The organism is Beduini sp., from assembly GCF_047239305.1.
Lineage (GTDB): Bacteria > Bacillota_I > Bacilli_A > Erysipelotrichales > Coprobacillaceae > Beduini.
Genome location: NZ_JBKTEM010000001.1, coordinates 201,022 through 226,734, shown reverse-complemented (window position 1 = coordinate 226,734; position 25,713 = coordinate 201,022). Strand labels below are relative to the sequence as shown.

Below are 25,713 nucleotides of genomic sequence, written 5' to 3'. Positions count from 1 at the left end.
TGTCTTTGCTTTAACAGTTTTAGATTCATTTCTCGCATTCGCTTATTCTCTAGTGTTAAATAATCATTCTCATTCTTTAATCGTTCTAATTCTTCAATTGACGGTTTATAAACTTCACTATCCCATTGAGATAGTTTTTTTAATGCTTGAATTACTTTTATATTGTTCACTTTCATCACTCTCTCTTAAATCATGATAAGTCACTGCTACGGCATATGCTGCCCATACGTCTGCTTTGAATCCATAGAACCAATCCGGATTCTTTTTAGTTCCTTTTCCATTCTTAAAATCATGTTTTGCAAATCGATCTATTAATGCTTGTCTAATATTTGAATCCTTTGCTTTCATGTTCCCACAAATAAGCATTTTTTCATCCTTACGATAAATAAAAGTGGGTTTAATATTCGATTGCTCATATATTGCTTGATAAAATCTTCCAATCCATACACACGTATCAAATACAGTTTTACCAACAGCCATTCCATAACTCGCTATCATTTCAATAGCAACATGTTCTATATTTGAAGATAAATATCCCTCTTTAGCCTCTAGGTAAAATAAACGATTGATAACTTCTATTAATTCATGATTAAGCACCTTGCCCTTTTCTATAACGGACAAATCATTATTTAGTAAGACATATGCTGAATATTCATTCCCTGGATCAATAGCGAAAATCATCACACATCATAAACCACTGGTATTTCATCAGCGATTTTCACCTTTCCATCGCATAAGCTACTGATTAATGAAGAAATGATTATATTCTGATCTTTTGTTAACATAACCTGTGCAACTGTATTTTTAGATGTTTTTAAAAAGATAATGTATTCTCCTTCTTTAATTTCTTTTTCCACTCTTATTCCCCTTATTGTCTAATATCTTTCTTTGTAATCTCACTAAACCAGCTATGCGGTTTATCAAAAGCTAATTTAAATGATCCAATACTTCCATCACGACACTTCACTACATCAATATTGATGTTGCTTATATCGCTAGTGTATTGAAAATTCTGATAATCCTCACGCCAAAGCATCATAATCACATCGGCGTCTTGTTCCACACTTCCGCTATCCCTTAAATCGCTCATTCTTGGTCGTTTATCTTCCCTCTGCTCAATGTTTCGAGATAATTGGGATAAGACTATAACCGGGACATCTAACTCTCTAGCGAGCAATTTTAAGTCTCTTGATATTTCACTTACTTCTTCATTTTTATTCGTAAACTTTCTACTTCCTTTGAGTAGTTGAAGGTAATCAATGACAATAGCTTGAATTGAGTGATCTTTCATAAATTTAATTAGAGTTGCTTTCATTTGTGAAACCTTGATTGCACTTTTATCATTCACATAGACGTTATATTTTTGTGCTAGTGAAGTAATCGCATATACCTTCTTCGGTTCATTTTCAAAAGCTACACCCGACTTAAAATCATTATTGTTAATGCCACTAATCACTGCCATCATGCGATAGCAAATAGAATCACTTCGCATTTCAACAGAGAATACTGGGACAGCCTTTTGACTTCCTTTCCCCATCTTCAAAGCTAGATTTAATGCGAAGGCTGTTTTTCCTACACTCGGTCTTGCACCGATAATAATTAGGTCTCCTCCCTTAAATCCTCCGGTCAATTTATCTAGCGAAGGAAATAATGTCTTGACTCTGTCAGTTTTTCCAGTCCTAGCTATGTTTTCCTGTTCCTTTATATTTTCCTTAGCTAAGTCATAAAAACTCTTAAACTCGCTCTTTTGACCGTTTTCTGACAGTTCAGAAAGTGTCTTCATATTCCCCATTAACAGATCGTTTAAATCTTGAACATCACCGGTAAGGATTTGTTTATAAGTCGTCTGACATAATTCTGCCATTTTTCTAAGTGTGCTTAATTTAGTTAACTGATCGTAATAGTATTTTGCATGTGCTGCTGTGGGTGTTTCTTCGGCTAAATGAAGTAAATAATCTACAGTTACTTTATTGTTTGTATTTTTGATTAATTGATCATAGACAGTTTTAATGTCTATAGGATTGCCATTGTTAGATAGCAATAGCATCGATTTAAAGATTTCCTTATGATTATCGATATAGAAAATAGATTCATCTACATCTACCAATTCATTAATTGTATTCTTATAATCGATTAATACACTACCTAACAAGGCTCTTTCCATTTCTTCGTTAAATGGTATCTTCAAAGAATGGGTCATTCTCTCTCATTTCTTCATAAGTAACTGTTTGTATAACTTCTTTGCCTGAGATTTCATCCAGCCATCTTTCACCATTTAGCCATGTAGTAGGATGTGGGATATATTGTCCATTCTCTTTTAACCAATTTTTCGATTTAATTTGAATATTTAAACCATCTATAATTGATTTAAATGTTTCTTCATTTTTACAGATCTTGCAGAATTTATCTTTTGCTTTTTTCTTGTTCACTTTCTTAGGATACAGATTCCAAAATTCTTCAAAGTGCATTTTAGGATCAAATGGAGTTGCATCTGCACTTTCAATTGGTGCATTTGCACTATTATTTGCACATATATATTCTTTATCTAAATCTAAACCTATATCTATATCTGTGGAAACCATTGGTTGCCATTTGGTTTCCATTTGGTTTCCATCCGTTTTTTGTGCTTGTGATTCTAATGTATATACCTTGTTATCTTTCATATTTAACATCTTTAATTCATCTGTATAGACCGTTTGTATATACCTATCATTGCGAATTGTATTGTGCAACTTCCAATGCTTTATGACAATAACGCCATCCTCGAAAACCAACAAAAATCGTTTCGCAATCAACAATTTTAAATCATCATCACTTGCACCAATCAATGATTTTATTCTCTTTGGATTTCCTACAAAACCATCATCATCTGCTCGCATATTTAAATGAAAGTATAGACATTGCGTAGATAGTGGCATATCTAAAAATGCGTCACTATCTACAACTTTTATATTAAACATTCTCTTGTTTGCCAATCTACTCAACCCCTAAGATTCCAATCTTAATCGGTGCTGGTGCCTCTTGGATATCGCCATCAATATTAATTTGACCTACTGGAGCGTTCGTGATTTCTTGCAATACATTCACTACTACACCGTTTTCTGATTCTTCTTTTACGTTAAATAATGTCACTTCTGTTTGTTTTGCAGGTCTTAGTTTGCTTGCAACGTTTGCTTTCACATAAACTCGTTTTCTATCTTTTAATGGGGTAATTTCTAACTTAATAGTAATCTCACGCTTTTTTTCATCTGTATTGATATCGTTGATATTCAACATAACTCTTTCTAATTCCATATCGATATTTTTTAAGATACTTGCATTATCAATTTCAAGTATATTTCTAAATTTACTTACAACCTCGCTCATTCCGGCTCCCCCTATCCAACAATGACTACTTTATTATCTTTTATTAATTCTTCTAAATTTGACTTTAGGTATTCCACAATACGTTGCTGTGCTTGCATAATCCATTGTCCACCATCAGCTTCTAACAAGCGAATTTGCCCATTTTTGCTTACACGAAGCAAATACTTTGATTCTACTTGTTCGATTTCTGAATATGTTCTAATCGGCTTTAAATTAACAATAGGCTGCAATTGATATTGTTTGGATAAAGATGATCCTTGTTTTGCTGTCACTGTTTGAGTAACCCCATCATCTTCTAATTTAATTTCTTCTACAACGGATAGTTGAGAAACAGCACCAATTAATTTTCTTGTATTCTCGGTATCTACAAACGCTGTGCTTAATAAAACAATAAATCGTTCAACCCCCATTTCACATCCAAAATCTATTCTTGGTACTGTTGGACTACAATCAAACAACACTGATCTATTGTTGTAGCGATCTAAAGTTGTCAATACTTTTACATCATTTCTATCTACATTAATTAATAATGGTAATTTGATATTTCCTACTTCTTCCTTAACGGTTGTCTTTACCATTTCTGTCAATCCGGTTAACGAATATAAAGAAACGCCTCTAGGTTCCGGATATCTATTTAAATGAAATCCGTCTTTTGTTTTAATGTATTCTAATCCCTCATGTTCTACAAACTCCGGTTTCACTTGACCATTCACTAATTCTTCAATTTTATCTGCTAACTCTTTTAACATTTTTAATTTCCTCCTAAAGTAATGTTTTCAATACATACTGATTTAAATACGCAGCAAGAACTATTTGATGATTTATAAAATGTACATCCATCACAAGTTATATGATGCTGGCATTCTTCTTTTATTACAGCTAATGCCTTTTTCAACGTTTCAATTTTCTTATTTTCATCTTCACGATCATAAATCAATTTTTTATTTTCGGTTAAAATACCCGAATCCGTTAATGGTTCATAAACTCTCATGATATCGTAGTCCTCATCGCCATATACACAAGTCAAATCTTGACAATAACTAGATATTGATTGAAAACCGCCACCTTCTCTAGCAAGAATCCCATGTCCATAGTTTTTAGTTTTATAGTCCGCAATAAATAAATATTTTCTTCCATTTCTTAATTCAACAGTCATGCCACTTTTTAAATCTTTTTTTGTAAATCCCATCGTTATTCCTCCTACAAATAATTTTTATGATATCTATTCATCCACTCGCTAATTGTATGAGCCTTTAAATACTCCATTTGAGCGATTTTCTTTAGTTTTAAGTCCAATTCCTTATTACCGCAGTGAACGCCCTCACAACTTAAATTATGGTGTCTTCCGCAAAGGTAAACTTTCAATCCATCTTGTTCTGCTTTCTTTCTATTGGCACTCCCGAATAATACATGGTGTTCATGAAGTCCTATGGTTGTATGGCAACACCAACACTCTTTTTTAGTCTGCAATATGGATTTGCTCATTTTAGGATCTCTCTCCAGTAATCTGTAGCTATGCCGATTTCGTTCGCATAATCCAATGTGACATCTATTAAATGGCTCATTTCCTTTGTGTTAAAAGTAGATGATCCAAAAAACACTTGGTATTGTATAAAGGGTATTCCTTCTACTTTCGTCTCTGCAACTTTTTTAACCGCTCTAAATCTCTTTTTTAATTCTTTCACAGCTTCTTCAGTTGCAAGAATAAAATCAAACTTCGCTCCCGCCATGACTAATAAATTACAATACAAATCTTCTCTCATTTGCGTGGTCGAGTAACCTCCGTTTTCTTTATCAGCAATTTCTTTAACAAATACCCAAAAGTATGAATTTTGATTAAGTGTTCGTTTCCCTTTGTATTCTTTGATGTCTAATTCATATATTTTAGCGGTGTCTAAGGGGCTTTCTACAAATCCTTGACATTCTATTAAGAATTGTTTCTTTCCCCTTACATCCGCTTGTTTAAGCACTTTTACAAGTTGTTTCAAAACTGGATATCATCATCTAAGAGATCAAATGAATTATTGACATCAAGATCACTACGTTTGATTGGTCCATTCGCTACTGGTTGTGTGTTATTATTTTTTGTTTCTAAGAACTGAACAGAATCGCATACGACTTCAACAACTGTACGTTTTGTACCATCTTGTGCGTCATATTGTCGTGATTGGATTCTTCCTTCTATCCCTACTAAAGAACCTTTTGAACAATAACGTTCAACGTTTTCCGCTACTTTATTCCATACAACACAATTAATAAAATCCGTCTGTTGTTCTCCACTAGCACTTTGATAATTACGATTGATTGCAAGTGAGAAGCTTGTTACAGCTGCACCGGAAGAAGTCCTTCTAAGTTCCGGATCTCTTGTCATACGTCCCACCAATACTACTCGATTTATCATTGTTTAGTGCCTCCCCTAATAGCAACTGTGGAATCTTCATAAAATTCAATACCGGGAATCTTAATCTGCCCTTTATATATCTTTGCAAGATCGTTAATGATTGATTGATTGATAGGTCTAATTTGAAGATGTTCAAAATTTATTGGAACAGCTTTTTCATCCACTACTCTAGCTTTCCAAACCTTTCTCAGATGTGTGCCACCTGTTAACTTTGTTTGTTTTAAATCTTCCTCATCAATTAATGAAATAACAAATTCCTTTTCTTCTCTTTCTTTCTGCATTTCTAATTCTTTTTTCTTATGTTCTTCTGCTAGCATGTACGCTTTAATTGCATTTGCAATAATTTTTTTAGCTTCTTCAAAAGGCTTTAGTTCCTCCTTTTCAGCCGCAACAATAGCTTTATGCTTCTTTGCCGCCTCTTCCTTAATGGACTTAAATTCATTCTTTTTATCTTTAATTTGATCATTACAATATTTAGCTAATTCATTTGCATTTTCTAATTCGATCAGATTAGAAATTACTAATCCATCAATAACGGTTTTATTAATAATATCTACATTAAAATTCATCTTTTTTCCTCCTAGAATATCCTGTTGATTACTGTAAATAGATACGTATTATCTAATTCAAAATCGGGTTCATTTTCTTTCTTTTTTTCAATTTGTTCAATGGCGTTGGCAAAGTAAGCACTATCAACCCCTACCAACTGATCTTTAAAAGTATTAAAATCCTTAAGGTTTAAGTCATCTAGTTGCAACGCCATTTTTACGTATTGCCCTGCATTGATATGCCACCCTCGACTAATGAACTTTCTAGTTCTAATAATGGAGCAAAGCGGATATTTACTTCCTATATACCTCAATTCCTTATTTAAGATACATTCCAATGCCTCATTAGGTAGATTTATAGCATCGTTTTTAAAATCATAACTACAGGTGCAATGGACAAAATCGTAATTCTCATGTATTTCTTCTACAGATCCATAGAATCGAATAACCAATTGTATCTTGTCAGATAGTGAAATGGCATTTGTTGAAAAATAGCGTGGTCTATATTTTGGTTTTTCTTCACTGATAGTTTCCTCCACAAACTGATCATCCATTGCTTCTACCGGCTCACTGTCATCATCAATAGCAGATTCGCCTTCTTCGATAGCAATCCCTGCGCTTCTGATAAAACAAGTAATTCTTCCGTTATTTACCAATTCTATTTTTCCATCTACAAACTGCTTCTCTCCATCTAGGACTTCAACTTTTGGTCCTTGTTTATGAGAATCATTCCATTGAGCAGCATAATACTTTGCGACTGCTTCACACGCTTCCTTCGTTTTAAAGTAAACGTCAAAATCATTTGCTGGTTCCCCATTCAATAACGAGACAATGGCACCCCCTGTGATGATGGCATTTTTTTTGATGACTTTTGCAATATCTTTATCTTCAATACATGAAATCCAGTCATTCAGTTTTTTTCGTAACACCTTTTTAATATTTTTACTGTTCATCTTATTTACCTGCCTGTTGACTATCAAATTTATTAATAAGTGCCTTATAAAAAGCGCATAAATTTTTTAAAGATTCGTCATCCAGTTCCGTAATGTTTTGAGTGGTTAATCCTGTATTTTTAAAAATAAGTGGTTCTAATTTTTCTCTAAAGTCAATTTCCTTTTCATCCATAGTATTGACTAACTTTTGGTGTTGCTTAAGTAACTGTTGAATGCTATTTTTATCATTTTGTTGTTCTTCTACTTCAGATTTCTTCTTTGATGTTTCACTATCTTCCGGTAAGTCTTCACCAGCATAGATATATAAACCTAGCCCATGTCTTGCTAAAGCTTTTGTTAAACTTCTTTGAATAGCTTTATTTACATCAAATGAAGTCACATTAGTTAATAAAATTGATTTGTTCTTATAATCCATGATTGGAAGTTCCTCAATATGTTCTAATTCCCCAATTTTTACACCTGTTTTTACCCAGCAGGTTTTACCATCAGTAAAATAGTTGACCGGCCCAAACTGTGAATCCCTTTCATAGATTGTATAAGTCGCATACGGATATAGCTTTTTTACTTCTCCCCACGCATAAGCCCATGACAAATAACTTAATCCATTTTTACGTTCAATCTTATCGCTAACATCAACTTTATTAAGTGTGTTGAATATACTTTCATCCATTATTCATCCTCCACATTTTCAATGCCTTTAGCTTCTCTTATAGCAGCATCCTTTTCTTTTTCATACATTTCATGTAGTTGATCGTTGAAATATTCTTCAAATTCAGCTCGTGAGATTGATTTAGGAATATTATTTCTGCATAAGTTTTCATCTAACCAATCTTCATATGACATATCCACAATCTCATAATTTTCTTTTCTATAAATATATATACACTCCGTCAACATTCGACTTTCACCAAATTTGATAATCTCATAAATCATTCTTGATGGTTGCTTCTCAATAACTTTCTGATTTAATAGATAATCATTTTTTATGATCTGCAATTCATTTTTTAATCTCTCATTTTCATCACACAAATTCATGATTTCTACTACTAATTCATTCTTATTCATTTTCGTGTACCTCCATTTTGCAACACTCCATACAGTAGCGTCCGTATCCGTTTTTAATTTCTATATACTCTTCTCCTACCATGATTGGCTTGCCACACCCATCACAGTAAATTAGATTTCCAATAATCGGTTCATCTTCCGGTGGATCAAACTGGTCATCAAATATAAATTTTCTTTTCCTCATATTTATCTCCCATTCCATGTGCCAAATGGAATTAATCTAAACTGTTAAATGTATCTGTGATAGTGATATAACTACTATTTTCTATTGGATAAACATGTTGTACAGGTGTATGTGATGCAGTGCTACTAGCGTGATAATAGACAAATACCGCCGTATTATCCGCATTCATACGTTTTACTTTTCCAATTTGTACCTTATAGACTAACCCGTTTTGATCTGTGGGTGCATATGCGACTAATTGTCCTTCTTTAAAGTTCTTGTTCATAATGTCACCAACTGATCCACAATTTTCATACACTCCTTTTTTACATAAGTCATATTACGATAGACTTCATCTCCAAAGTGAAAAGGAATGTAAGGTACATAATCCGTATAATGCGCACAGTCAAAACCGACTTTTGTAAATTCCTCTTGTGTTTTTGAATATGTTAATCCTCCATGGCATTCAATATCACATAAATCGTCATAGTCTTTACCAAAACACCTATGCCCTTTAGGAATAAAAACATATCCGACTAGGCTTCCAAGTGCAGGATGACGTATAACTTCACACTTAAATCCTTTGTATTCAAATACTTCTTCATTATCTTCCAATTCCCACTCTTTTTTACTCATTCTGTTTCCTCTCTTTTTATTTCTTATTTAAGATTAATAATAGTCATCCCTGTGCTGCTTTTAGTTGTGTTTTTGACTTCCATATCTAGCCAGTTTCTTTGATATTTATGAAGAATATGTGTTAAACCTTTACCACCCCAAGACAGCGTTTTTTCACCTTTTCGTATCTCCACGCTACGATCACCTACATGTCCTCTTATCAAATATTTTAATTTCATGGATAAATCCTCCTTAGTATCCTCTGTATACTGTGCTAACCCCTAACACGATCGCCACTATAATGAGCGTAACGATCATAATATTTGCTAGTTTTTCTAATTCTTTTATGTTTAACAAAGCGAGTAGAACAAAGCTTTCTAACGCAATTCCTGTAAATAAATACAACATGTAGTTTAATTCTCCTAAAGTTTATTTGGCTGATTACCATCGGCATCACTAGCAAGCAGATGGTCAAGAATATGGCTAAATTCATCTTTTAATCACCTTCCTTGGCTCCATTTGCTTTTTCTAATATTCCTGATCAAAAAGCAGTCATTATATGTTCAAAATCTACCCCACTAATGATTAATTTCCCTGTGATATCTGATAAAAGATTTAAAATATCTCGTTCAGTACCTTTTATCTCCATATGAGAATAATAGTTGTTATCGTTTTTGGATGTAATTACAGCTTTTATTACTGCTATTTCTTCTTTCATTTTCTTCTCCTCTCAAAGTAAATTTGACACTTCGTAACATTTAAGTTAAAATTTAATTGTATTTATTTTTGAGAACGCAATGCCAATGCGTTCTTTTTGTTTTCCACTTCTTTTCTTGCATTAACACAATCTATATAAGAAACTAATCTATATCCTGCATAGTCTCTTTGAAATTCTTTAATTTGCCATAACGAGAATTTGAAACCATTTCCCATCTGTATAGGTTTTAAAATCCCTGAATCTATCAAATTAGTTAATGCTTTACTACCAATGTCTAGTAACTTACAAGCTTCTTCAGAATTGATATTTCCTAATTCATTTTTAGATGAACTTATATCCACAGGTATGAATGTTGACATAATATTTTCTAATATGACTTTTTTGATTTCCTCTGGGTTTATAGAGATATTTATTACATTACTCAATGAAGTTTCTCCTTTCTTTAAGCTTCATAAATTTGTTAACAAAGTAAATCTGACCTTTACCAGTTATTTTTGTTGTTACAGTGGTGATAGAAGATCCATCGGGATTTTGACGAACTCCCTTTTTTATTTTCATCAATCCTAAATCCATTGATTTCTGCGTTGGCTGATTATATGCTTCACCTTTACGCATTAAGTAACCATTTTCTCTTAACCATTCAAACAAACGCTTTTGACCGATATCATAGCCATTTGCTTTAATAATTTTTGCTAGTTCTCCAACTAAACAGGAATTCTCACTTGTAGATACTGCATCAGCAAATTGTGCCTTTGGTTTAAGTTCCTTATTTTCTAGTTCTAACTTTTCATTTTCTTCTACTTGGGCTACTAATTCCAATAAGGCTTCTTTATAATTTGTTGGCAACATACTAGGTTTTGCTTCTCTTGATTTAAAGTAATGTTCTACTAAGCTGTCATAAACTTCCCATGCTTTATCAGTGTTTAGAGATTTAGCATGTAAGAAAGCTCCACGTTCGGTCCAAAGGTAAAGTTGATTGACTCTTTTTAACGAACCGTCAAATTGACGTGTCGTTTTAAATTCACTCAATTCAATGCCGTTTAATAAATAATAATGTTTGCCTTCTTTAAATCTCTCTTTATTTCTTTCAAAGTTTTTATGAATAACTTTTGAATCCGTTTTATAGCATTCAGCTAACTGACTTGTTAATAAAACTCTTTGATTTTGATACTCAATGATTTGTAATTCATTCATATAATTACTCCTTTCTGCTCTGCAATTTATATTTTTATAATCTTACTTTATTTATTTTCTCAAAGTGGTTTACCTCATGTATAATTAGAAATGGAAGGGAGGTGAACCTATGGATAATAATGAATATTTCAATACAGAAGCGCTTGAAAATATGTCAAAATCCCTTATAGAGGTTAGAAATGCACTAGAGCCAATTACTAGAATTTCCGCTTCAATCATTGAAACTTTACAACCACTTATGGAGTTTCTTGCAGAGGTTTCAAAACTAGTTAAAAGGTTTTATAGTCAATCAATACCGAACTATACAATCACAAATGAGAACAGCAGTGTGATAAATGTCGGTGTTAACGACCATTCTGATATTTCAACTGCTCCACCGATTGAGAAGAAAGTAATTGCACAATCAATAACTATTGCACCGACAAAAGTAAACATAGCTTGCACGTCTTTTCATATACAGAGATAAACCCCTTAGAGAAAATAAATGTTGTAGATTATAAAATATAAATTTTGTTTTGCTTGGAAATCTTTAGCCTTACCCTTACATTAAGCACCTAAAGAAAAAGTAGTAACAATATCAAGCGCTCTTTGTTGATCCGTTTCATCTAATGGTTCATTTTATTGTTCCTTCTACAACTCTTCTTCTAAACATTTAGATTGTGTCCTCAATAAATCAGCCGTTATACCTTCTTCAATTAATTTTTTTCCACGTTTTTCTAAATGCCTTAAAGTGTACAAGCGTTGCCTTCTCAGATATTTTAATCGTTGTTCTAACCTTGCAAGTTTGACTTCTCGTGAATTTGTTAACCGCTCAATTTCATACTCAACTTCTTCATCTGTTAGATATTCTCTTGCCATTTACTGTCCTCCTTAATTTTCTTTCTGATGAAATCTAATCCCTTTTGATAGATAAGCGTTTTGATATTAATATTTGTTTCACCATTTGGCTTGGTATATTTTTGTTCAATTACTCTGAAATAGCCTCTATCCACATACGTTTGATATGGTTGATTGTTCGGCTGAAGAATTCCAATATCTCTAAGGAACTGAAACAAATTATTTCTTCCCATCCCTTTAATACCTAAAACTTTTGCAGCTTCTGCCATTTCAATTGCATCTTTAGACCCAGCAACATCATCGTAAAACTCTACCTTTGGCTTTTGCTCTAACAATTTTTGATTAAGATTAGTAATCATTTTTTGACTCTCGATAAGACCTCGTGCAATGATACGCTCCGGACTATTCCATTGTTTTTCAATCTCAATAAAATATTGTCTAGCTAGTTTACCTTTCTCATTGCGTTGTATCATGGCAATCTCTTTTGCCATATCTAATGTGATTTCATGATCAATGTAAGTTGTTTCATTATTTTGAGCTGTTACTCTTTTTTGAGTAATAGCTCTATAATCTACCAAATCAGTAAAACCATACTCACACATTCTTTTAAACCAATCATTGTATCTTGTTGATACTTCTAAAAACTCATGTAATTCTCGTGCTGATAAAGTAATTCGATCAGCATCATAATTGACTTTGAATAACTCGTTCATAAATTTCCTTCCAATAATTTATAAAATATTTTCTTCATCCCTTTTTTGGGATGAACTGTTTAAAAAAATTTTGCACTTTTCTTCATCATTCGCAATTCCAAGAATATTACAAAAGAAAACTGCATCTTCCGTGCTCATTTTTATATGACCATTGACTATCCTATTAATTGTATTTAGTGTACATCCTCTTGCTTTTGCTAATTCCTTCTGAGTAATTCCTTTTTCAACAAGTTTAGCTTTAAATAATTTTTTATTCATGTTCTCCTCCTTTCTATCCCATTTATGGGACAATTACATTATATCCCATTTTAGGGATAAGTCAACATTAAAATGTAACTTATTTGTTATTTAAAATAACTATTTAACAAATATCGTTGCAAAATTGGGATATAAATAATATAATAAATTTGAAAAGTGGGTGAGATTATGAGCGAAACTGAAAAAATAACTAAGCGGTTACTACAAGCTATCCAAGATAGTGGATATTCCTATGCTGAATTAGAAAAAAGAAGTAATATATCAAAATCAGCATTACAAAGGTATGCAACTGGGACCACAAAAAAAATCCCTTTAGACGTTATTGAAACATTAGCACCAATATTAAATGTAACCCCTGCATACCTAATGGGATGGGATACAAAGCGTTCTGTAGAGTCTAAAACGACCAAACAAATTAATATGTTAAGTAAATTAATAAAACATAGTGAGGCATCGCTGAATATATTATCAATATTATGTAAAAACATTAGAATTGAACAAAAGCTATTTGAAGAAGAGGTTGCAAAAAAAGCCGGGATATCATTGGAAGATTATTTACTTTTTGAGGAAATAGGAAGTTCAATATCAGCAGAAAGTGCATTAAATATCCTTGATGCATTAGATATAAGCTATTCTTATGCTATAGGTTATATTAATGCTTTGCAAAAAGGGAACTTATATAAACTGTTAAAAGACCCCCTAACCCGTAATATTGTTGAAAGAATAACAGCACTTGATAAAGATCAGCTAAAGTTATTGAAAACTAGATTAGAGAATTTGATAAAGGAATAGTACAAAATGAATGGAGGATTATTATGAAAATAATTGACAAAAGCTATTATTATGAAACACCACATATAAATAGTATAGCAGTAACACACATCAATTCAGTTTGTAAGAAAATGAATATTAATTGTTATGTAAATACATCCAAATTAAAATCCTGTATGAGCGTTAGAAAATGTTGTTTATCTTTTATAGATGAGAATAACTTTTACTTCATAGCAGAAAATAAAGAATATTTTATTATTCCATTGTGTCGCATAAATAAGTCTTTCACAGAAGAGAGCCAAGACAAACACACATACTTAATCATAGATTGTTCACTTGATCAAGAACAACTTATTTGTTTAGATTGCGGCATCTCTCCTATAGGTATTTATGCCTTAGAAGTATCTTTAAATAAAATTGTTCAAACTGTATTGGCTGATAACAAAAAAATTACGTATTACAACATAAACCTAATGGATGAAGGTATGATTAAAATGATTCACAAGAATAATGAGAACATAATTCAAACCGTTAGAATAAAAAATAAAGATTGGTTTGATATAGATGTAAATATGCGGAAACATAATAATCAATCAACTTTATCTATAATCACCGATACTAATACAATTGTAGAAGATACAAATGAGAGTAACAAAACAGAAGAAAACGAATTACTTAAAATAGCTATAGAAGCTTATCTAGAAAACAATAAACTAGCTGTTGCTACAATAAAAGCAATAAGAGAAAAAACAGGTTTAGGATTAGTTCAAGCAAAAGCTGTTTATGACAAACTTATTAGTAATTACGACCAAATTTACTCTGATTTATATTCTAATCAACAAACATTTGAAACGGTTAATAGTACAATAGATTTAGAATCAATGAGTCTTGAAGAACTAAAAAAAATGAAAGAAGACTTAGAAAAGAAAAAACTTATTGAGGAACTTAAACAATTACAATCCCCAAAACCAAAACAAACTTATCGCCAACCCCCTATTCAGACAAGGACACCAACTCATACAACCTATGTTGAAAAGCCAATGACAAAAAGACAGGTAATAAAGGAAAATAAAAAAAATCGTGTTGCTTGTTGTCCAAAATGTGGAAGCACAACCCTTACAACCACAAACAAAAAATTAAGTATAAAACGTGGTGTAGTAGGATTAGCTATAAATCCACTCGCAGGTGCAATTGGAGCAGTTACTAGTAAACAAGTTTATTGTGTATGCATGAATTGCGGTCATAGATGGAAATTGTAAAAATACCCTTACCCTTTAGTATTTAGAGTAAGGGCGACCCCTAAATATTTACAAGAAAAATGATGTATTCTTTATTCTTGCAAAATAAAATCGATAAGACACAGTAAATCACTTATTATATCTGCGCCTAAACCTTTACAAATTTCCTCAATATTATGTACTTCATCATCATTCATCACATATCCCTCCCCAGGTATTCAAGTATGCAACAGGAACGTTTCTGTACTATTAATATAGCACAAATTATTTTGTACCGCTTCGCTGCCTACTTATATATACTAGAGTAATTACAGAAATACTTCTTTTTTCTACAAATTATTTTTAAATATTTTTACGAATAAAAGAATTGTTAGTTTACTGTTTTAAACAATTAATTTGCTGTGAATTACAAACTTATACAAATCTAATCATTCGATAGTTTTTTCTAATTTAGTTGCATTCGAGCGTTTTCAGCCGATTTCTGCATTTTTGTTGCATGAAAATAGATATTAATAGAAATAGTATTCTATATAATGTTCATTAAAAGAAAAAATGCCCCGCTCTATTGGCACTAGAGCGAAGGCAACCTCTCAAACATTTGGCACATGTTTTTGGAGTAAGCAAAAATAAGTACACTTCTGCTTGCTCCTATTATATCACATTACATTTTATATGAAAAGGAGCGATTATTTATGGCAGTTAGAAAAAGACCTAGTAAAAAGGCAAAAAGCGGTTATACATACCAAGTTTATTTTGATTACAAAGATAAATACGGTATAACAGGAAGTTATGTCAAGGGGGGATTCGCTACTAAAAAATCAGCCGAAAATCACGAGATTTTAAAACGATCAGAATTAATTACAGATGGTAAACTTATAAATATTAATGAAATAAGTGTTGACCAAGTATGGGAAATTTATCAAAAAACAGCAAGAATCAGTCGAAATACTTTACTCAAATACAAAGATCGTTATAAAAATTGGATCGGTCCATATTTTGGTGAAATGAAAATTAATCGTTTAGACAATATTATTTGTCAAAAAAAATTCGATACATTTACAACTCAAAAAAGAGGATCAAAAGAAATACTATTACAGCTAATTAACAACTTGCTATTATATGCCTATGAAAATGAATTAATTCCTAAAGAACGTAAAATAAAAATAAACCTCGGGGAGAATGATGCGAGTGTAATAGAAGCAATAGATGAAAATGCTTTACTTGATTACATTGATTATCTCAGCAACGGCAATAATAAAAATAAAAAGCAATTAATTTTAGCTTTGTGGATTGGTTACTATACCGGAATGAGAAAAGGTGAAATTTTCGCATTAGATGTAAAGGATATTGATTTAGTAAATAGTGTAATGCATATAAACAAAACATTAATCTACGATCATGAAAAAAAAGAATTGTATATATCTTCAACAAAAACAACTAAATCAACTGGTACAATTCCTATTGTCCCACAATTAAAAGTCATTTTATCTGATTATTTAAGACACCATGCCTACCCTATTCTATTAAGTTCCGATGGAAACTATATTTCTCCTAATGCGATTTCTACTAATATGCATTACTATTCTAAAAAGCATGGAGTCCATATTCATTTTCATCAACTAAGACATAGTATGGCAACACGTCTATGTGAAGCTGATATAAACCCAAAGATTGCACAAGAAATATTACGTCACAAAAAGATAGAGACAACCTTAGGAGTTTATACAAACATAAAAAAAGACATAGTAGAAAAAACAATGTCGGATGTGTTTAGCACTGTAGACTTATCACCAAAACCTGTCAAAAACCTGTCAAAAACTATTTCAGGTAGTTCACTAAATTAAAAAACACTGATGAAATCAAGATAATTTCAATCAGCGTCAGTAGTTAAATGGCTGGGGTGGAAAGATTCGAACTTCCGCATGCTAGAGTCAGAGTCTAGAGCCTTACCGCTTGGCGACACCCCAATCAACGAAATTTATTATAACGCAAAATGAACAAAAAGAAAAGAGGGAAATATAAAAAAATGAAAAAAGTTCGTACTCGTTTTGCTCCAAGTCCAACCGGATATATGCATATTGGAAACTTAAGAACCGCACTTTATGAATATCTAATCGCTAAACATGATAACGGAGATTTCATATTACGTATTGAGGATACCGATCAGGCTCGTGAAGTTGAAGGTGCCATTGACATGATTTACCATGTTTTAGAAGATACCGGATTACATTATGATGAAGGTCCTGATAAGCCTGGTGACTGTGGACCGTATATTCAATCACAACGACTTTCACTCTATAAAGAGTATGCCGATCGTTTAGTCGAATTAGGCGGAGCACATTATTGTTTTTGTCATGAAGAAGATATACAAAAAATGCGTGAACAAAGCAGTGAAGGACAGGTTTTTAAATATGATGATCCCTGTCACGCTCTTTCAGTCGAAGAAGCACGTAAAAGAATCGCCAATGGAGAAACTTATACGATTCGTCAAACTATTCCTGCAACCGGGATTACTTCGTTTGAAGATGAAGTATACGGTCATATTGAAGTAGAAAATGCCACGTTGGACGAAGGGGTTCTGTTAAAAAGTGATGGCTATCCTACATACAATTTTGCCAATATCGTTGATGATCATTTAATGGGCATTACCCATGTCGTCAGAGGAAATGAATATTTGTCCAGCACACCTAAATACAATTTGATTTATCAGTCATTTGGGTGGGACATTCCTACCTACATTCATGTTCCTCCAGTAATGAAAGACGAACAGCATAAACTTAGTAAACGAAACGGCGATGCATCTTATCAGGATTTGATAGATAAAGGTTTTTTAAAAGAAGCAATCTTGAATTACATTGCTTTACTTGGATGGGCGCCTCATGGTGAAGAGGAAATTTTTACATTAAATGAATTAATCGATGCTTTTTCGGTAGATCGCATCAGTAAATCTCCGGCTATTTTTGATATTGAAAAATTAAAATGGATGAATGGTATGTATCTACGTAATATGGATATTGAAACCTTTCATGAATATGCCTTGCCTTATTATCAAAAAGCCATTACATCAAAGGTCGATCTAATGGAATTAAGCAAAGTTCTGCAGCCCCGTGTTGTGATGCTGGAAGATATTTACGAAGCTGTTGACTTTATCGATCAGGCACACCCTTTCAACATAGAACTTTATACAAGTAAAAAGATGAAAACGAATCCTGAAAATTCATTGGAAGCATTGAAATGGGTACGTACAGCTTTAGCAGAGATCGATCACTATGACGATGATGAAGTGTTAATGAATTTATTTGTTCAATTAGCACAGGAACATGAAGTAAAGAACGGTCGCATTATGTGGCCTGTACGTGTTGCCTTAACCTATAAATCATTTACTCCCGGTGGAGCGGTAGAGATTGCTCACATTCTAGGGAAAGAAGAAACTTTAAAACGTATTAATCAAGCTATACAAGAATTAGAAAAAGCGATAGCGGCATGATAATTTCATGTCATTATCGCTTTTTTATTTTATAAGCTGTTGTCCTTTTAAGAATTGTACCGTCTCTTCATAGCATTGCCAACCTTCTTTGGATAGAAGATCGGTTTGATATTCATGATTGGTTTCAACTATCTCTTTATCAAAGAATAAAGCATGATTTTCGATATTTAAAGTATTCATTTTCTCTACCAATTCTTTTCCTTGACTTTCAAATGAGCCGTTATTTCCATCTGTCACAAAACTGCTGGGAAAATCTTTAGTCAGATAATTCTTAATTACCGTCGTTTCCAGTAAAGGATTTTCTTTCCAGTTTTTACTTCCAAATAAGCTCCAGCCAATGCGTGAAGCAAAGAAATTAAGTGCTTTATCCTCTATATTCAGCATCTTTTCGACATCATATGGTCCGCAGTATAAAAGCATCGCTTTAATATCTCCCGGTTTTAAAGCTGACTGCAATCCTATCGCATCAGCAAATTCAAGGTTAGTATTAATCAAAGCACTTTGGGCAGCTATATGTGCTCCTGCTGAATCTCCCGCTAAAATGACTTGTTCTAAATCAATGGCCAACCCCTCTGCTACCCTCCTTTGCAAAGTCATGATACATTCTTGAACTTGTCTAGCCTGTCCGGGATAGCGTATTTCCGGTGCCCATTGATAATCCATGCTTACCACTGCAATGCCTTCACTGGCTAACATGTAGCCCCAGTTTTCCACCCCGGTCGCACTTCCGGCTACAAATGCTCCGCCATGAATCCAAATCACTACCGGTACCTTCTCTTTAATATCCTTTGGCATATAAAGATCATAAGTATTGTGCCGATCATTTGATTCATAAACAAGATTATTTTCTACAACTACCCGACTTTTTCGTTCCTTTTCATCTTCCGGATAAGAAATTGATGCCTCCCCCATCTGTCGTCTTAAAAGATAAACAGCCGGCATAGGACTCACATTTATCCAAATCACTAATCCGATAATAAGTATGACTAAAATCAGAATAATTGAACCCACCACTTTTTTCACTGCGTTTTCCTCCGCTTTTGTTATCTCCATTATAGCATTTTTTAATGGTTAATCAATACGGTCGATTTGTTCAACACTTCCTAAAGCGGCAATCTTATCTGCTTCTTCCTGGTCTAAATAATTGCATTTTACCATTCTTTCAAGCACTTGGCGCTGTCTTTGCGACGCTAATACTGTCGAGTTAGTCGGAGAATAGGCAGATGGCGCGTTGGGAATTCCCGCTAAAAGTGTTGCTTCATATTCATTCATTTCACTTGGCAGTTTATCAAAATAGCCAAGACTAGCATCTTTCACACAATAATAGCCATCACCAAAATAAATCGTATTTAAATATAACTCTAATATTTCATCTTTATCGCACGTCTTTTCGATATCAAAGGCCATGAATACCTCAGCAATTTTCCTTTCAATCTTTTTTTCTTGCGTAAAGTAAAGATTTTTAGCGAGCTGCTGAGTGATTGTGCTCCCGCCTTCTTTAAAAGAAAGAGAGATAATATCATTCCCGATTGCACGGCCAATCGCTAAGACATCGATTCCGCCATGTTCATAAAAACGATGATCCTCAACCGCAATGACCGCATCTAAATAAATAGAAGGCAGTTGATCCAGTGAGGTATAGTTTTGATTGCTTTTAATTGTTTCGACCATCTCATCAAACGGTTTTTCTTTTTTTGCTTTATCATACATCTGATACCCTAAATAAACATAGTAACCACCGATTACTAAAACGATGACGATAAGCAGCATCAGAAATCTTTTTATATATTTCATATGGGTCACCTCTTCCCTTATTACAAGTCTATTGTATCACGTTAAGTTTAAGATATCCCAAATATATCCTTACATTTATCTTACATTTTGGTAAGAAAAAAGAAAAGACTAAGCTTCTCTTTCAATAAACATCTCATATATCGCTTTAATTGCTTCTTCAAAGTGAACGTTTTTTACCCCCACGATGACATTCAATTCAGATGATCCCTGATCGATCATTTTAACATTGATATTGGCTCTGGCTAGTGCTTCAAAAATACGAGCAGCGGTTCCACGACCATCTTTCATCCCACGTCCTACCACAGCGATCAAGGCAAGGTTCGAATCTAATTCAATCGAATCCGGATGAACAGCTCGGTGAATGCCCGCTAGGATATCCTGTTCCTTTTCTAAAAAGTCATCGGTATGAACAATCAAAGTCATCGTATCAATGCCTGAAGGCATATGTTCTAAAGAAACCTGATTTTCTTCTAACACCTGCAGCACTTTACGGCTGAAACCAATTTCACCGTTCATCATCTCTTTTTCAATCATGATGGTTGCAAAGCCTTTTTTTCCGGCAATTCCAGTAATAATATGATTCGGCTTATGACAGGTGCTTTCCACAATTAAAGTTCCTTTATCATGTGGATGATTCGTATTTAATATATGAATCGGTATTCCCTCATCACGAATAGGAAAAATAGAATTTTCATGAAGAACGCTCGCTCCCATATAAGATAACTCTCTTAATTCTCGGTAAGTAATCGTTTCGATCGATTCAGGATCTTTAATAATGCGTGGATCGGCAATCATAAATCCGGAAACATCTGTCCAGTTTTCGTACAGAGTGACATGCGCATTTTTGGCAACGATTGATCCTGTTACATCTGATCCACCACGAGAAAAGGTTTTGATTTGCTTCGATCCATCATTCAAAGTTCCGTAAAATCCGGGAATAACCGCACAGCCACACTCATTTAATGTTTGCGATAAAACCGGATCAGTCAGCTTCGCATCATAGTTTCCATATTCATCAATAAAGATAACGTCTGCTGCATCAATAAACGGATAGTTCAGATAATGAGCTAAAAGCAATCCATTTAAATACTCCCCGCGGCTAGCTGCATAATCAATTCCAATCTGAGCCTTAAAATCAGCTTCTATCGTTCTAAATTCTTCTTCTAAACTAAAATCTAAATTTAAATCATTGATAATATCCTGATAACGCTGTTTGATCTGTTTAAAGACCTTTTTAAACTCGTTTTCTTCTTTTGCATAGTAAGCCTGATATAAAAGATCTGTCACTTTCGTATCTTCTTTAAATCTTTTTCCCGGTGCTGAAGGTACAACAAACATTCGGTCAGGATCACTTTTAATAATCTCATAGACCTTTTTAAACTGGTTGGCATCTGCTAGTGATGATCCACCAAATTTCGCTATTTTAGCCATATTTCTCCCCCACTTTTCTATTTGCTTACTAAATAAAATACCACGTCTAACCCTAAATTACAAGGCGTATAAAATGAAAAAGAAGCCTATTTCTCAGCTTCTTTTCTAAGTTTAAGGAGATAATCCTTAGATTTATCTTTAATTCTGGGAATAAACCTTTTAACAAATGTTCCCTTCCCTCTTTTCTTTAAATAAAAGAAACCAAAAACAGAAAAAATAAACGCACCGACAAAGTTAACAATCAAGTCCATCATTGTATCAATCAACCCAATATCAATATAGCCGTTTACAAGCAGTGCATTGCCATTAATCCATACTTCATTGATAGAAGAAATCGTATAGACCCGATTGCTCATAGTCGGATCCAACATCACTGAATGGATAGCGTGAATCACTGTATCTTTCTGCATATCCATATTGAAGAATGAATCCATAAAGAATTCAAAAAATTCCCAGACCACCCCAATTGTCATCGAGAAACAAAAAGCCACCAGTACCATAAACAAGGGGGATAAATGAAATTCTAAACGTTTATTACGATTTAAAATATCCACCAAGGAAAATCCAATCGCGGCGGCTAAGAAACCGTTCATTGTATGAAGCAAAGTATCCCATAATGGGATTTTTACATAAAAAGCATGGATTTCTCCTAGAATTTCTGCCGCGAAGATAAATAGCAGAATAATGATTTCTAATGTCGTTGGTATTTCTATTCTGAATTCCACCTGAATAAAACTAGGGATAATCAGTAAAAATAACGTCAGCAAACAAAAGAATACATTTTCATAATTCCGGTTGAAGAATTGAAGGATCATGACAACCACAACCATCGCTCTTAAAATTAAATAAACCCAAAAAGAACTTTTATGCTCACGTCGCTCCATCTGCATAGCTTTCCATGTCATCCTGAGACGATTTTTCATCCATGCCCTCCTATCCTAACGCAACATCCAATACCATCATAATCACAAAGCCAACAGCAAAACCAATCGTTCCAATATTAGAATGTTCACCTTCTGAAGATTCAGGAATTAATTCTTCTACCACTACATAAATCATAGCTCCTGCCGCAAATGACAACAAGTAAGGTAAAATCGGTACAATGAAAGAAGATAATAAAATCGTTATTACAGCCGCAATCGGCTCTACAATTCCTGATAAAGTTCCATAGGTGAATGCTTTCCCTTTTGTCAATCCTTCACTTTTTAACGGCATCGAAATAATAGCTCCTTCAGGAAAGTTCTGAATAGCGATTCCAATTGCTAAGGCGATCGCCCCCGCCATCGTTATATTCTGTGAACCACTCGCAACGCCGGCAAAAACAACTCCGACTGCCATTCCTTCTGGTATATTATGAAGTGTTACAGCTAACACCAGCATCATTGTTTTAGTAATGTTGCTTTTTCTTCCTTCCGGTTCGTCATCATTTAAATGAAGATGGGGAATGGTCGCATCTAAAACAAGCAAAAACAAGATCCCTAAAAGAAATCCCACAGCTGCCGGTATAAAAGCTAATTTTCCCATCCCATCTGACATATCCATTGCCGGAATTAATAATGACCAAATCGAAGCTGCCACCATAACCCCGGAAGCAAACCCTAACAGCATTTTTTGTATTTTTGGATGTATAGCGCCTTTCATAAAGAAGACACAGCCTGCTCCTAATGTCGTTCCTAAAAAGGGAATCAAAATCCCCACGATTGTTTCCATAAAATCCCTCCCAAAATAAGTTAGTTTAAATTAACAATAAGTATACATTATTCATTTTTATTTGCAAGTTATATACCTATTATTTACCATTTAGATAGATTTAGCCAAAAGCTGAATCATTTTATTCTAAATTAGACTGCGGACGCATGACAGGAAATTTTTGATACATAAAGGTATCATCATACCAGTCATCCATGAACTCTCCGATAAAACTGTATGGCGGCTTGCCCTGATCTCTTAATGCCATACGGGCAAAAGCTGTATAGGTCACTATAATATCTAAAAGAATAAAAATCAGCACTGTATAATAAATCGGTCGTGCTAAGGCATAAGGAATTTTTTCAACCCACTTTGATACGAATGGATAAATCAGCTTCATCAATACGGTTCCGCCAATTCCCCACCCCAGCATAAAAGGAAGAGTAGTTCTGCCGGCAATATTTAAAAAGTAACCGGTATAGTTCCAAAACTCCACCCCAAAGAATACTTCGGCAATCCAGCTCGTCACAAATTCTGTAGTCCCACCAATCAATGAGGCATAAAGCAATGTTTTAACGATGCTTCTTTTATCATTATGCTTTCCTAAGAAAACAACAAAAACAGCCACCCCCACTCCATAAATAGGACTAAAAGGACCATAGATCAATCCTTGTCGAGATGTTGTTTGACCAAATTTTATAAAGAACAATAATTCTTCATAATAAGTCCCCACTATACAGCCGATTAAAAAGAAGATAAAAATCTTCGCGAAGCAATATCCTTTTGCAAATACTCTTTCTTGAATCATGGAATCGCCTCCCCTTTTTTTCATTATACCAAGAATCACTGTAAATTACAGAAATTCAACAATATTTAGACAAATTTCATTATTTTCTTTTCTTGATAATTTTACTATTACTGTGTCGAGGATAAAACGCAATATGAAAAGGACATCAAAGATACGTATCAACATTTTACTTAAATAACTAAAAGTCCTCGACTGAGGACTTTTAGCGTTTGATTCGATCATATAAAAGCGATCTTGACTGCATAAATGCTAGTTTTAATAGTTCATAAAACATTTTATATTCTTCTTTACTCATATTGCTTAATTCTTTAATACCGCGAAGCCATTGCCTAAATCCGACTGCCGTAAAATCGTTAATACTTTCGACTTTCATTTCGTCCAGCATTTTATAAAGAAGCATTATAAATGTTTTCTTTTCTTCATCAGATTTATTCATCAGCACCTGATCTAAATACAGTTTGATCTGATCACTTTCTTTGCTAAGTGTATCTGCATAAACAAAATGATCTGTATCCACTTTCCAATAGAAAGCGTCATGCTGGATTAATCCGGTACCGTAGGCTTTAATGATTCTTGCCGGTTCTCGATGTTCCAGCAAACGCCCAAAGATAGAGGATTCAGGAATATAATGATGCAGGCGATCAAATATAAAAGAAGGATCATGTTGTTCATAAAAAGTTTTGCGAAAGCCCGGACCATCAAAACTATAAACACCCTTTATCCAAGGAGAAAGTTCATTACAGCAGATGGCGGCATAGATGGCTAAATTTCCGCCTTTAGAATGTCCGCCAATATATAGTAAAGGAGGAGTTTTTCTCTTAAACTGCCACCGTTTCTTCTGTTTAAACAGTGCCTTTCCAATTTCCTTTAAATAACTTACTGCCATAGTTTGAGACGGTATGACATCCTGATAAGTCATATTAAAATCCTCTTTCCAGCCTAAGATGGAAATATCAGTGCCACGATACGAAACATAGACCATATTTTGCGGAAGTTCAATACATATTGCACCAAACTGAACTTCTTCTTGCTTATCATTAAACACCCGATAATGGCTCAATTTCACATCTTGATAACGGGTGATATTAGGAAGAATACGAATCAATTCTGAAAGTGACGGTGAAAAGCTATACGTCTTATTAAAATGCTTCTGATCATATCTTTCACAATAATCGCGGCATGCCTCTTGCAATGAAACGGCAGTCTCGCCTATAATATCTTCCCACTCAATATAGCTTAAAAGCGCAAAGATCAGACTATCTGCCTCATTCAATGTTTTTTCGCTGAACGACAGATCCCCACGCCATTTTAAATATGTCAGTATATTTTCCATTCTCGTCCCCCCAACCTTTACCTTTATTATAGCATAATTCATTAAATCAAAAAGGACTGGACTTATTTATACATTTATTCGTCTGCATATGAAAGCTATTTTATCATCATTCCTCACCCTCCTTATCTAAGTGGCTTCTATACATTAGGTTTTTGATATGTCATTTTCAATCTTTTTTCAAACTAGTTAGCTTTAATTAATCCATCTTTATTTTTTCTGATTATCCATTTTAACAACATCCCTGTCCATTACTCAGATTTCTATATATAGAAAAATTTTTCTAGTATAATCATTATTCTTTTGCTTACTAATTTCTTTTATTGTTATTTTC

37 protein-coding genes and 1 tRNA gene are annotated in these 25,713 nt (G+C 33.6%); 5 read left to right on the top strand and 33 right to left on the bottom strand.

From position 1 onward, the window contains the following. Positions 1-117: 117 nt before the first annotated feature. From ACLRVU_RS01130 to ACLRVU_RS01025, 22 genes are all read right to left on the bottom strand, one after another. Positions 118-681 (bottom strand): hypothetical protein, encoded by a 564-nt coding sequence (locus ACLRVU_RS01130; protein ID WP_412890325.1) that lies wholly within the window; start codon positions 679-681, stop codon positions 118-120. After that, the gene (locus ACLRVU_RS01125; RefSeq protein ID WP_412890324.1) at positions 681-857 is read right to left on the bottom strand and encodes a hypothetical protein; all 177 of its coding nucleotides are present in this window, start codon (positions 855-857) and stop codon (positions 681-683) included. Before ACLRVU_RS01125 ends, ACLRVU_RS01130 begins: the two co-directional genes overlap by 1 nt. Positions 858-868: 11 nt before the next feature. Continuing rightward, positions 869-2,200 carry a replicative DNA helicase gene (gene dnaB, locus ACLRVU_RS01120; RefSeq protein ID WP_412890323.1) on the bottom strand — a complete coding sequence of 444 codons (1,332 nt, stop codon included), beginning with the start codon at positions 2,198-2,200 and terminating at the stop codon, positions 869-871. Further along, positions 2,172-2,975, bottom strand: a complete 804-nt coding sequence (locus ACLRVU_RS01115) for a hypothetical protein (RefSeq protein ID WP_412890322.1) — start codon at positions 2,973-2,975, stop codon at positions 2,172-2,174. Before ACLRVU_RS01115 ends, dnaB begins: the two co-directional genes overlap by 29 nt. 1 nt (position 2,976) lies before the next feature. Beyond that, positions 2,977-3,366 carry a hypothetical protein gene (locus ACLRVU_RS01110; protein WP_412890321.1) on the bottom strand — a complete coding sequence of 130 codons (390 nt, stop codon included), beginning with the start codon at positions 3,364-3,366 and terminating at the stop codon, positions 2,977-2,979. A gap of 11 nt (positions 3,367-3,377) precedes the next feature. Next, positions 3,378-4,115 (bottom strand): hypothetical protein, encoded by a 738-nt coding sequence (locus ACLRVU_RS01105; protein WP_412890320.1) that lies wholly within the window; start codon positions 4,113-4,115, stop codon positions 3,378-3,380. A 2-nt stretch (positions 4,116-4,117) separates the two neighbouring features. Continuing rightward, positions 4,118-4,555 carry a hypothetical protein gene (locus ACLRVU_RS01100; protein ID WP_412890319.1) on the bottom strand — a complete coding sequence of 146 codons (438 nt, stop codon included), beginning with the start codon at positions 4,553-4,555 and terminating at the stop codon, positions 4,118-4,120. An 11-nt stretch (positions 4,556-4,566) separates the two neighbouring features. Beyond that, the gene (locus ACLRVU_RS01095) at positions 4,567-4,851 is read right to left on the bottom strand and encodes a hypothetical protein (protein ID WP_412890318.1); all 285 of its coding nucleotides are present in this window, start codon (positions 4,849-4,851) and stop codon (positions 4,567-4,569) included. Beyond that, complete coding sequence (locus tag ACLRVU_RS01090) at positions 4,848-5,354, bottom strand: hypothetical protein (protein ID WP_412890317.1); 507 nt, start codon at positions 5,352-5,354, stop codon at positions 4,848-4,850. Before ACLRVU_RS01090 ends, ACLRVU_RS01095 begins: the two co-directional genes overlap by 4 nt. Beyond that, positions 5,351-5,767 (bottom strand): single-stranded DNA-binding protein, encoded by a 417-nt coding sequence (locus ACLRVU_RS01085; RefSeq protein WP_412890316.1) that lies wholly within the window; start codon positions 5,765-5,767, stop codon positions 5,351-5,353. The genes ACLRVU_RS01090 and ACLRVU_RS01085 overlap by 4 nt, the downstream gene beginning before the upstream one ends. After that, a complete protein-coding gene (locus tag ACLRVU_RS01080; RefSeq protein ID WP_412890315.1) occupies positions 5,764-6,336 on the bottom strand; it encodes a hypothetical protein in 573 nt (190 codons plus the stop codon). Before ACLRVU_RS01080 ends, ACLRVU_RS01085 begins: the two co-directional genes overlap by 4 nt. A gap of 11 nt (positions 6,337-6,347) precedes the next feature. Next, positions 6,348-7,268 carry a hypothetical protein gene (locus ACLRVU_RS01075; RefSeq protein WP_412890314.1) on the bottom strand — a complete coding sequence of 307 codons (921 nt, stop codon included), beginning with the start codon at positions 7,266-7,268 and terminating at the stop codon, positions 6,348-6,350. A gap of 1 nt (position 7,269) precedes the next feature. After that, the gene (locus ACLRVU_RS01070; protein WP_412890313.1) at positions 7,270-7,938 is read right to left on the bottom strand and encodes a DUF1071 domain-containing protein; all 669 of its coding nucleotides are present in this window, start codon (positions 7,936-7,938) and stop codon (positions 7,270-7,272) included. After that, complete coding sequence (locus ACLRVU_RS01065) at positions 7,938-8,333, bottom strand: hypothetical protein (protein WP_412890312.1); 396 nt, start codon at positions 8,331-8,333, stop codon at positions 7,938-7,940. Before ACLRVU_RS01065 ends, ACLRVU_RS01070 begins: the two co-directional genes overlap by 1 nt. Further along, positions 8,326-8,517 carry a hypothetical protein gene (locus ACLRVU_RS01060; protein ID WP_412890311.1) on the bottom strand — a complete coding sequence of 64 codons (192 nt, stop codon included), beginning with the start codon at positions 8,515-8,517 and terminating at the stop codon, positions 8,326-8,328. The genes ACLRVU_RS01065 and ACLRVU_RS01060 overlap by 8 nt, the downstream gene beginning before the upstream one ends. Positions 8,518-8,548: 31 nt before the next feature. Beyond that, complete coding sequence (locus ACLRVU_RS01055; RefSeq protein WP_412890310.1) at positions 8,549-8,782, bottom strand: hypothetical protein; 234 nt, start codon at positions 8,780-8,782, stop codon at positions 8,549-8,551. Next, positions 8,779-9,132: a hypothetical protein gene (locus ACLRVU_RS01050; protein ID WP_412890309.1), complete on the bottom strand. Its 354-nt coding sequence runs from the start codon at positions 9,130-9,132 to the stop codon at positions 8,779-8,781. Before ACLRVU_RS01050 ends, ACLRVU_RS01055 begins: the two co-directional genes overlap by 4 nt. 23 nt (positions 9,133-9,155) lie before the next feature. Next, on the bottom strand, positions 9,156-9,350 hold the full coding sequence (locus ACLRVU_RS01045) for a hypothetical protein (RefSeq protein WP_412890308.1): 195 nt from the start codon (positions 9,348-9,350) through the stop codon (positions 9,156-9,158). Positions 9,351-9,363: 13 nt separating this feature from the next. Further along, on the bottom strand, positions 9,364-9,519 hold the full coding sequence (locus ACLRVU_RS01040) for a hypothetical protein (RefSeq protein ID WP_412890307.1): 156 nt from the start codon (positions 9,517-9,519) through the stop codon (positions 9,364-9,366). Between the two features lie 133 nt (positions 9,520-9,652). Further along, on the bottom strand, positions 9,653-9,829 hold the full coding sequence (locus ACLRVU_RS01035; RefSeq protein WP_412890306.1) for a hypothetical protein: 177 nt from the start codon (positions 9,827-9,829) through the stop codon (positions 9,653-9,655). A 62-nt stretch (positions 9,830-9,891) separates the two neighbouring features. Continuing rightward, positions 9,892-10,254 carry a helix-turn-helix domain-containing protein gene (locus ACLRVU_RS01030; RefSeq protein ID WP_412890305.1) on the bottom strand — a complete coding sequence of 121 codons (363 nt, stop codon included), beginning with the start codon at positions 10,252-10,254 and terminating at the stop codon, positions 9,892-9,894. Beyond that, on the bottom strand, positions 10,247-11,023 hold the full coding sequence (locus ACLRVU_RS01025) for a phage antirepressor KilAC domain-containing protein (protein ID WP_412890304.1): 777 nt from the start codon (positions 11,021-11,023) through the stop codon (positions 10,247-10,249). The genes ACLRVU_RS01030 and ACLRVU_RS01025 overlap by 8 nt, the downstream gene beginning before the upstream one ends. A 109-nt stretch (positions 11,024-11,132) precedes the next feature. On the opposite strand from ACLRVU_RS01025, the gene ACLRVU_RS01020 reads away from it, so the two are divergent. Next, positions 11,133-11,489 (top strand): hypothetical protein, encoded by a 357-nt coding sequence (locus tag ACLRVU_RS01020; RefSeq protein WP_412890303.1) that lies wholly within the window; start codon positions 11,133-11,135, stop codon positions 11,487-11,489. A gap of 164 nt (positions 11,490-11,653) precedes the next feature. Here ACLRVU_RS01020 and ACLRVU_RS01015 read toward each other — a convergent pair whose 3' ends face one another. Genes ACLRVU_RS01015 through ACLRVU_RS01005 form a run of 3 tightly spaced genes read right to left on the bottom strand, consistent with a single transcriptional unit; the run spans position 11,654 to position 12,831 of the window. Continuing rightward, on the bottom strand, positions 11,654-11,881 hold the full coding sequence (locus ACLRVU_RS01015) for a hypothetical protein (RefSeq protein WP_412890302.1): 228 nt from the start codon (positions 11,879-11,881) through the stop codon (positions 11,654-11,656). Continuing rightward, entirely contained in the window at positions 11,863-12,573 is a 711-nt protein-coding gene (locus ACLRVU_RS01010; RefSeq protein ID WP_412890301.1) for a phage antirepressor KilAC domain-containing protein, read from the bottom strand. Before ACLRVU_RS01010 ends, ACLRVU_RS01015 begins: the two co-directional genes overlap by 19 nt. 18 nt (positions 12,574-12,591) lie before the next feature. Continuing rightward, positions 12,592-12,831: a helix-turn-helix transcriptional regulator gene (locus ACLRVU_RS01005; protein WP_412890300.1), complete on the bottom strand. Its 240-nt coding sequence runs from the start codon at positions 12,829-12,831 to the stop codon at positions 12,592-12,594. A 168-nt stretch (positions 12,832-12,999) separates the two neighbouring features. On the opposite strand from ACLRVU_RS01005, the gene ACLRVU_RS01000 reads away from it, so the two are divergent. From ACLRVU_RS01000 to ACLRVU_RS00990, 3 genes are all read left to right on the top strand, one after another. Continuing rightward, entirely contained in the window at positions 13,000-13,623 is a 624-nt protein-coding gene (locus tag ACLRVU_RS01000; protein ID WP_412890299.1) for a helix-turn-helix domain-containing protein, read from the top strand. 23 nt (positions 13,624-13,646) lie between these two features. After that, positions 13,647-14,861 carry a hypothetical protein gene (locus tag ACLRVU_RS00995; RefSeq protein WP_412890298.1) on the top strand — a complete coding sequence of 405 codons (1,215 nt, stop codon included), beginning with the start codon at positions 13,647-13,649 and terminating at the stop codon, positions 14,859-14,861. Positions 14,862-15,532: 671 nt separating this feature from the next. Beyond that, the gene (locus ACLRVU_RS00990) at positions 15,533-16,684 is read left to right on the top strand and encodes a tyrosine-type recombinase/integrase (RefSeq protein ID WP_412890297.1); all 1,152 of its coding nucleotides are present in this window, start codon (positions 15,533-15,535) and stop codon (positions 16,682-16,684) included. A gap of 48 nt (positions 16,685-16,732) precedes the next feature. Here the strand turns inward: ACLRVU_RS00990 and ACLRVU_RS00985 are convergent. Further along, a tRNA-Gln gene (locus ACLRVU_RS00985) sits at positions 16,733-16,807 on the bottom strand. Between the two features lie 59 nt (positions 16,808-16,866). Here ACLRVU_RS00985 and gltX point away from each other — a divergent pair. After that, entirely contained in the window at positions 16,867-18,327 is a 1,461-nt protein-coding gene (gene gltX, locus ACLRVU_RS00980) for a glutamate--tRNA ligase (protein ID WP_412890296.1), read from the top strand. Positions 18,328-18,351: 24 nt separating this feature from the next. On the opposite strand, the gene ACLRVU_RS00975 is transcribed toward gltX, so the two are convergent. The 7 genes from ACLRVU_RS00975 to ACLRVU_RS00945 all read right to left on the bottom strand — a co-directional run bounded on the left by ACLRVU_RS00975 (position 18,352) and on the right by ACLRVU_RS00945 (position 25,382). Beyond that, positions 18,352-19,350: an alpha/beta hydrolase gene (locus tag ACLRVU_RS00975; protein WP_412890295.1), complete on the bottom strand. Its 999-nt coding sequence runs from the start codon at positions 19,348-19,350 to the stop codon at positions 18,352-18,354. Between the two features lie 48 nt (positions 19,351-19,398). Continuing rightward, a complete protein-coding gene (locus tag ACLRVU_RS00970; protein ID WP_412890294.1) occupies positions 19,399-20,121 on the bottom strand; it encodes a transglycosylase domain-containing protein in 723 nt (240 codons plus the stop codon). A gap of 108 nt (positions 20,122-20,229) precedes the next feature. Continuing rightward, on the bottom strand, positions 20,230-21,552 hold the full coding sequence (locus tag ACLRVU_RS00965) for an aspartate kinase (protein ID WP_412890293.1): 1,323 nt from the start codon (positions 21,550-21,552) through the stop codon (positions 20,230-20,232). A gap of 86 nt (positions 21,553-21,638) precedes the next feature. Then, on the bottom strand, positions 21,639-22,475 hold the full coding sequence (locus tag ACLRVU_RS00960; protein WP_412890292.1) for a hypothetical protein: 837 nt from the start codon (positions 22,473-22,475) through the stop codon (positions 21,639-21,641). Positions 22,476-22,485: 10 nt separating this feature from the next. Continuing rightward, positions 22,486-23,262, bottom strand: coding sequence for a ZIP family metal transporter (locus ACLRVU_RS00955; protein ID WP_412890291.1), 777 nt, complete (start codon positions 23,260-23,262; stop codon positions 22,486-22,488). Between the two features lie 121 nt (positions 23,263-23,383). Beyond that, a complete protein-coding gene (locus tag ACLRVU_RS00950) occupies positions 23,384-24,049 on the bottom strand; it encodes a putative ABC transporter permease (protein WP_412890290.1) in 666 nt (221 codons plus the stop codon). Positions 24,050-24,251: 202 nt separating this feature from the next. Then, the gene (locus ACLRVU_RS00945; RefSeq protein WP_412890289.1) at positions 24,252-25,382 is read right to left on the bottom strand and encodes an Mbeg1-like protein; all 1,131 of its coding nucleotides are present in this window, start codon (positions 25,380-25,382) and stop codon (positions 24,252-24,254) included. Positions 25,383-25,713: the final 331 nt, after the last annotated feature.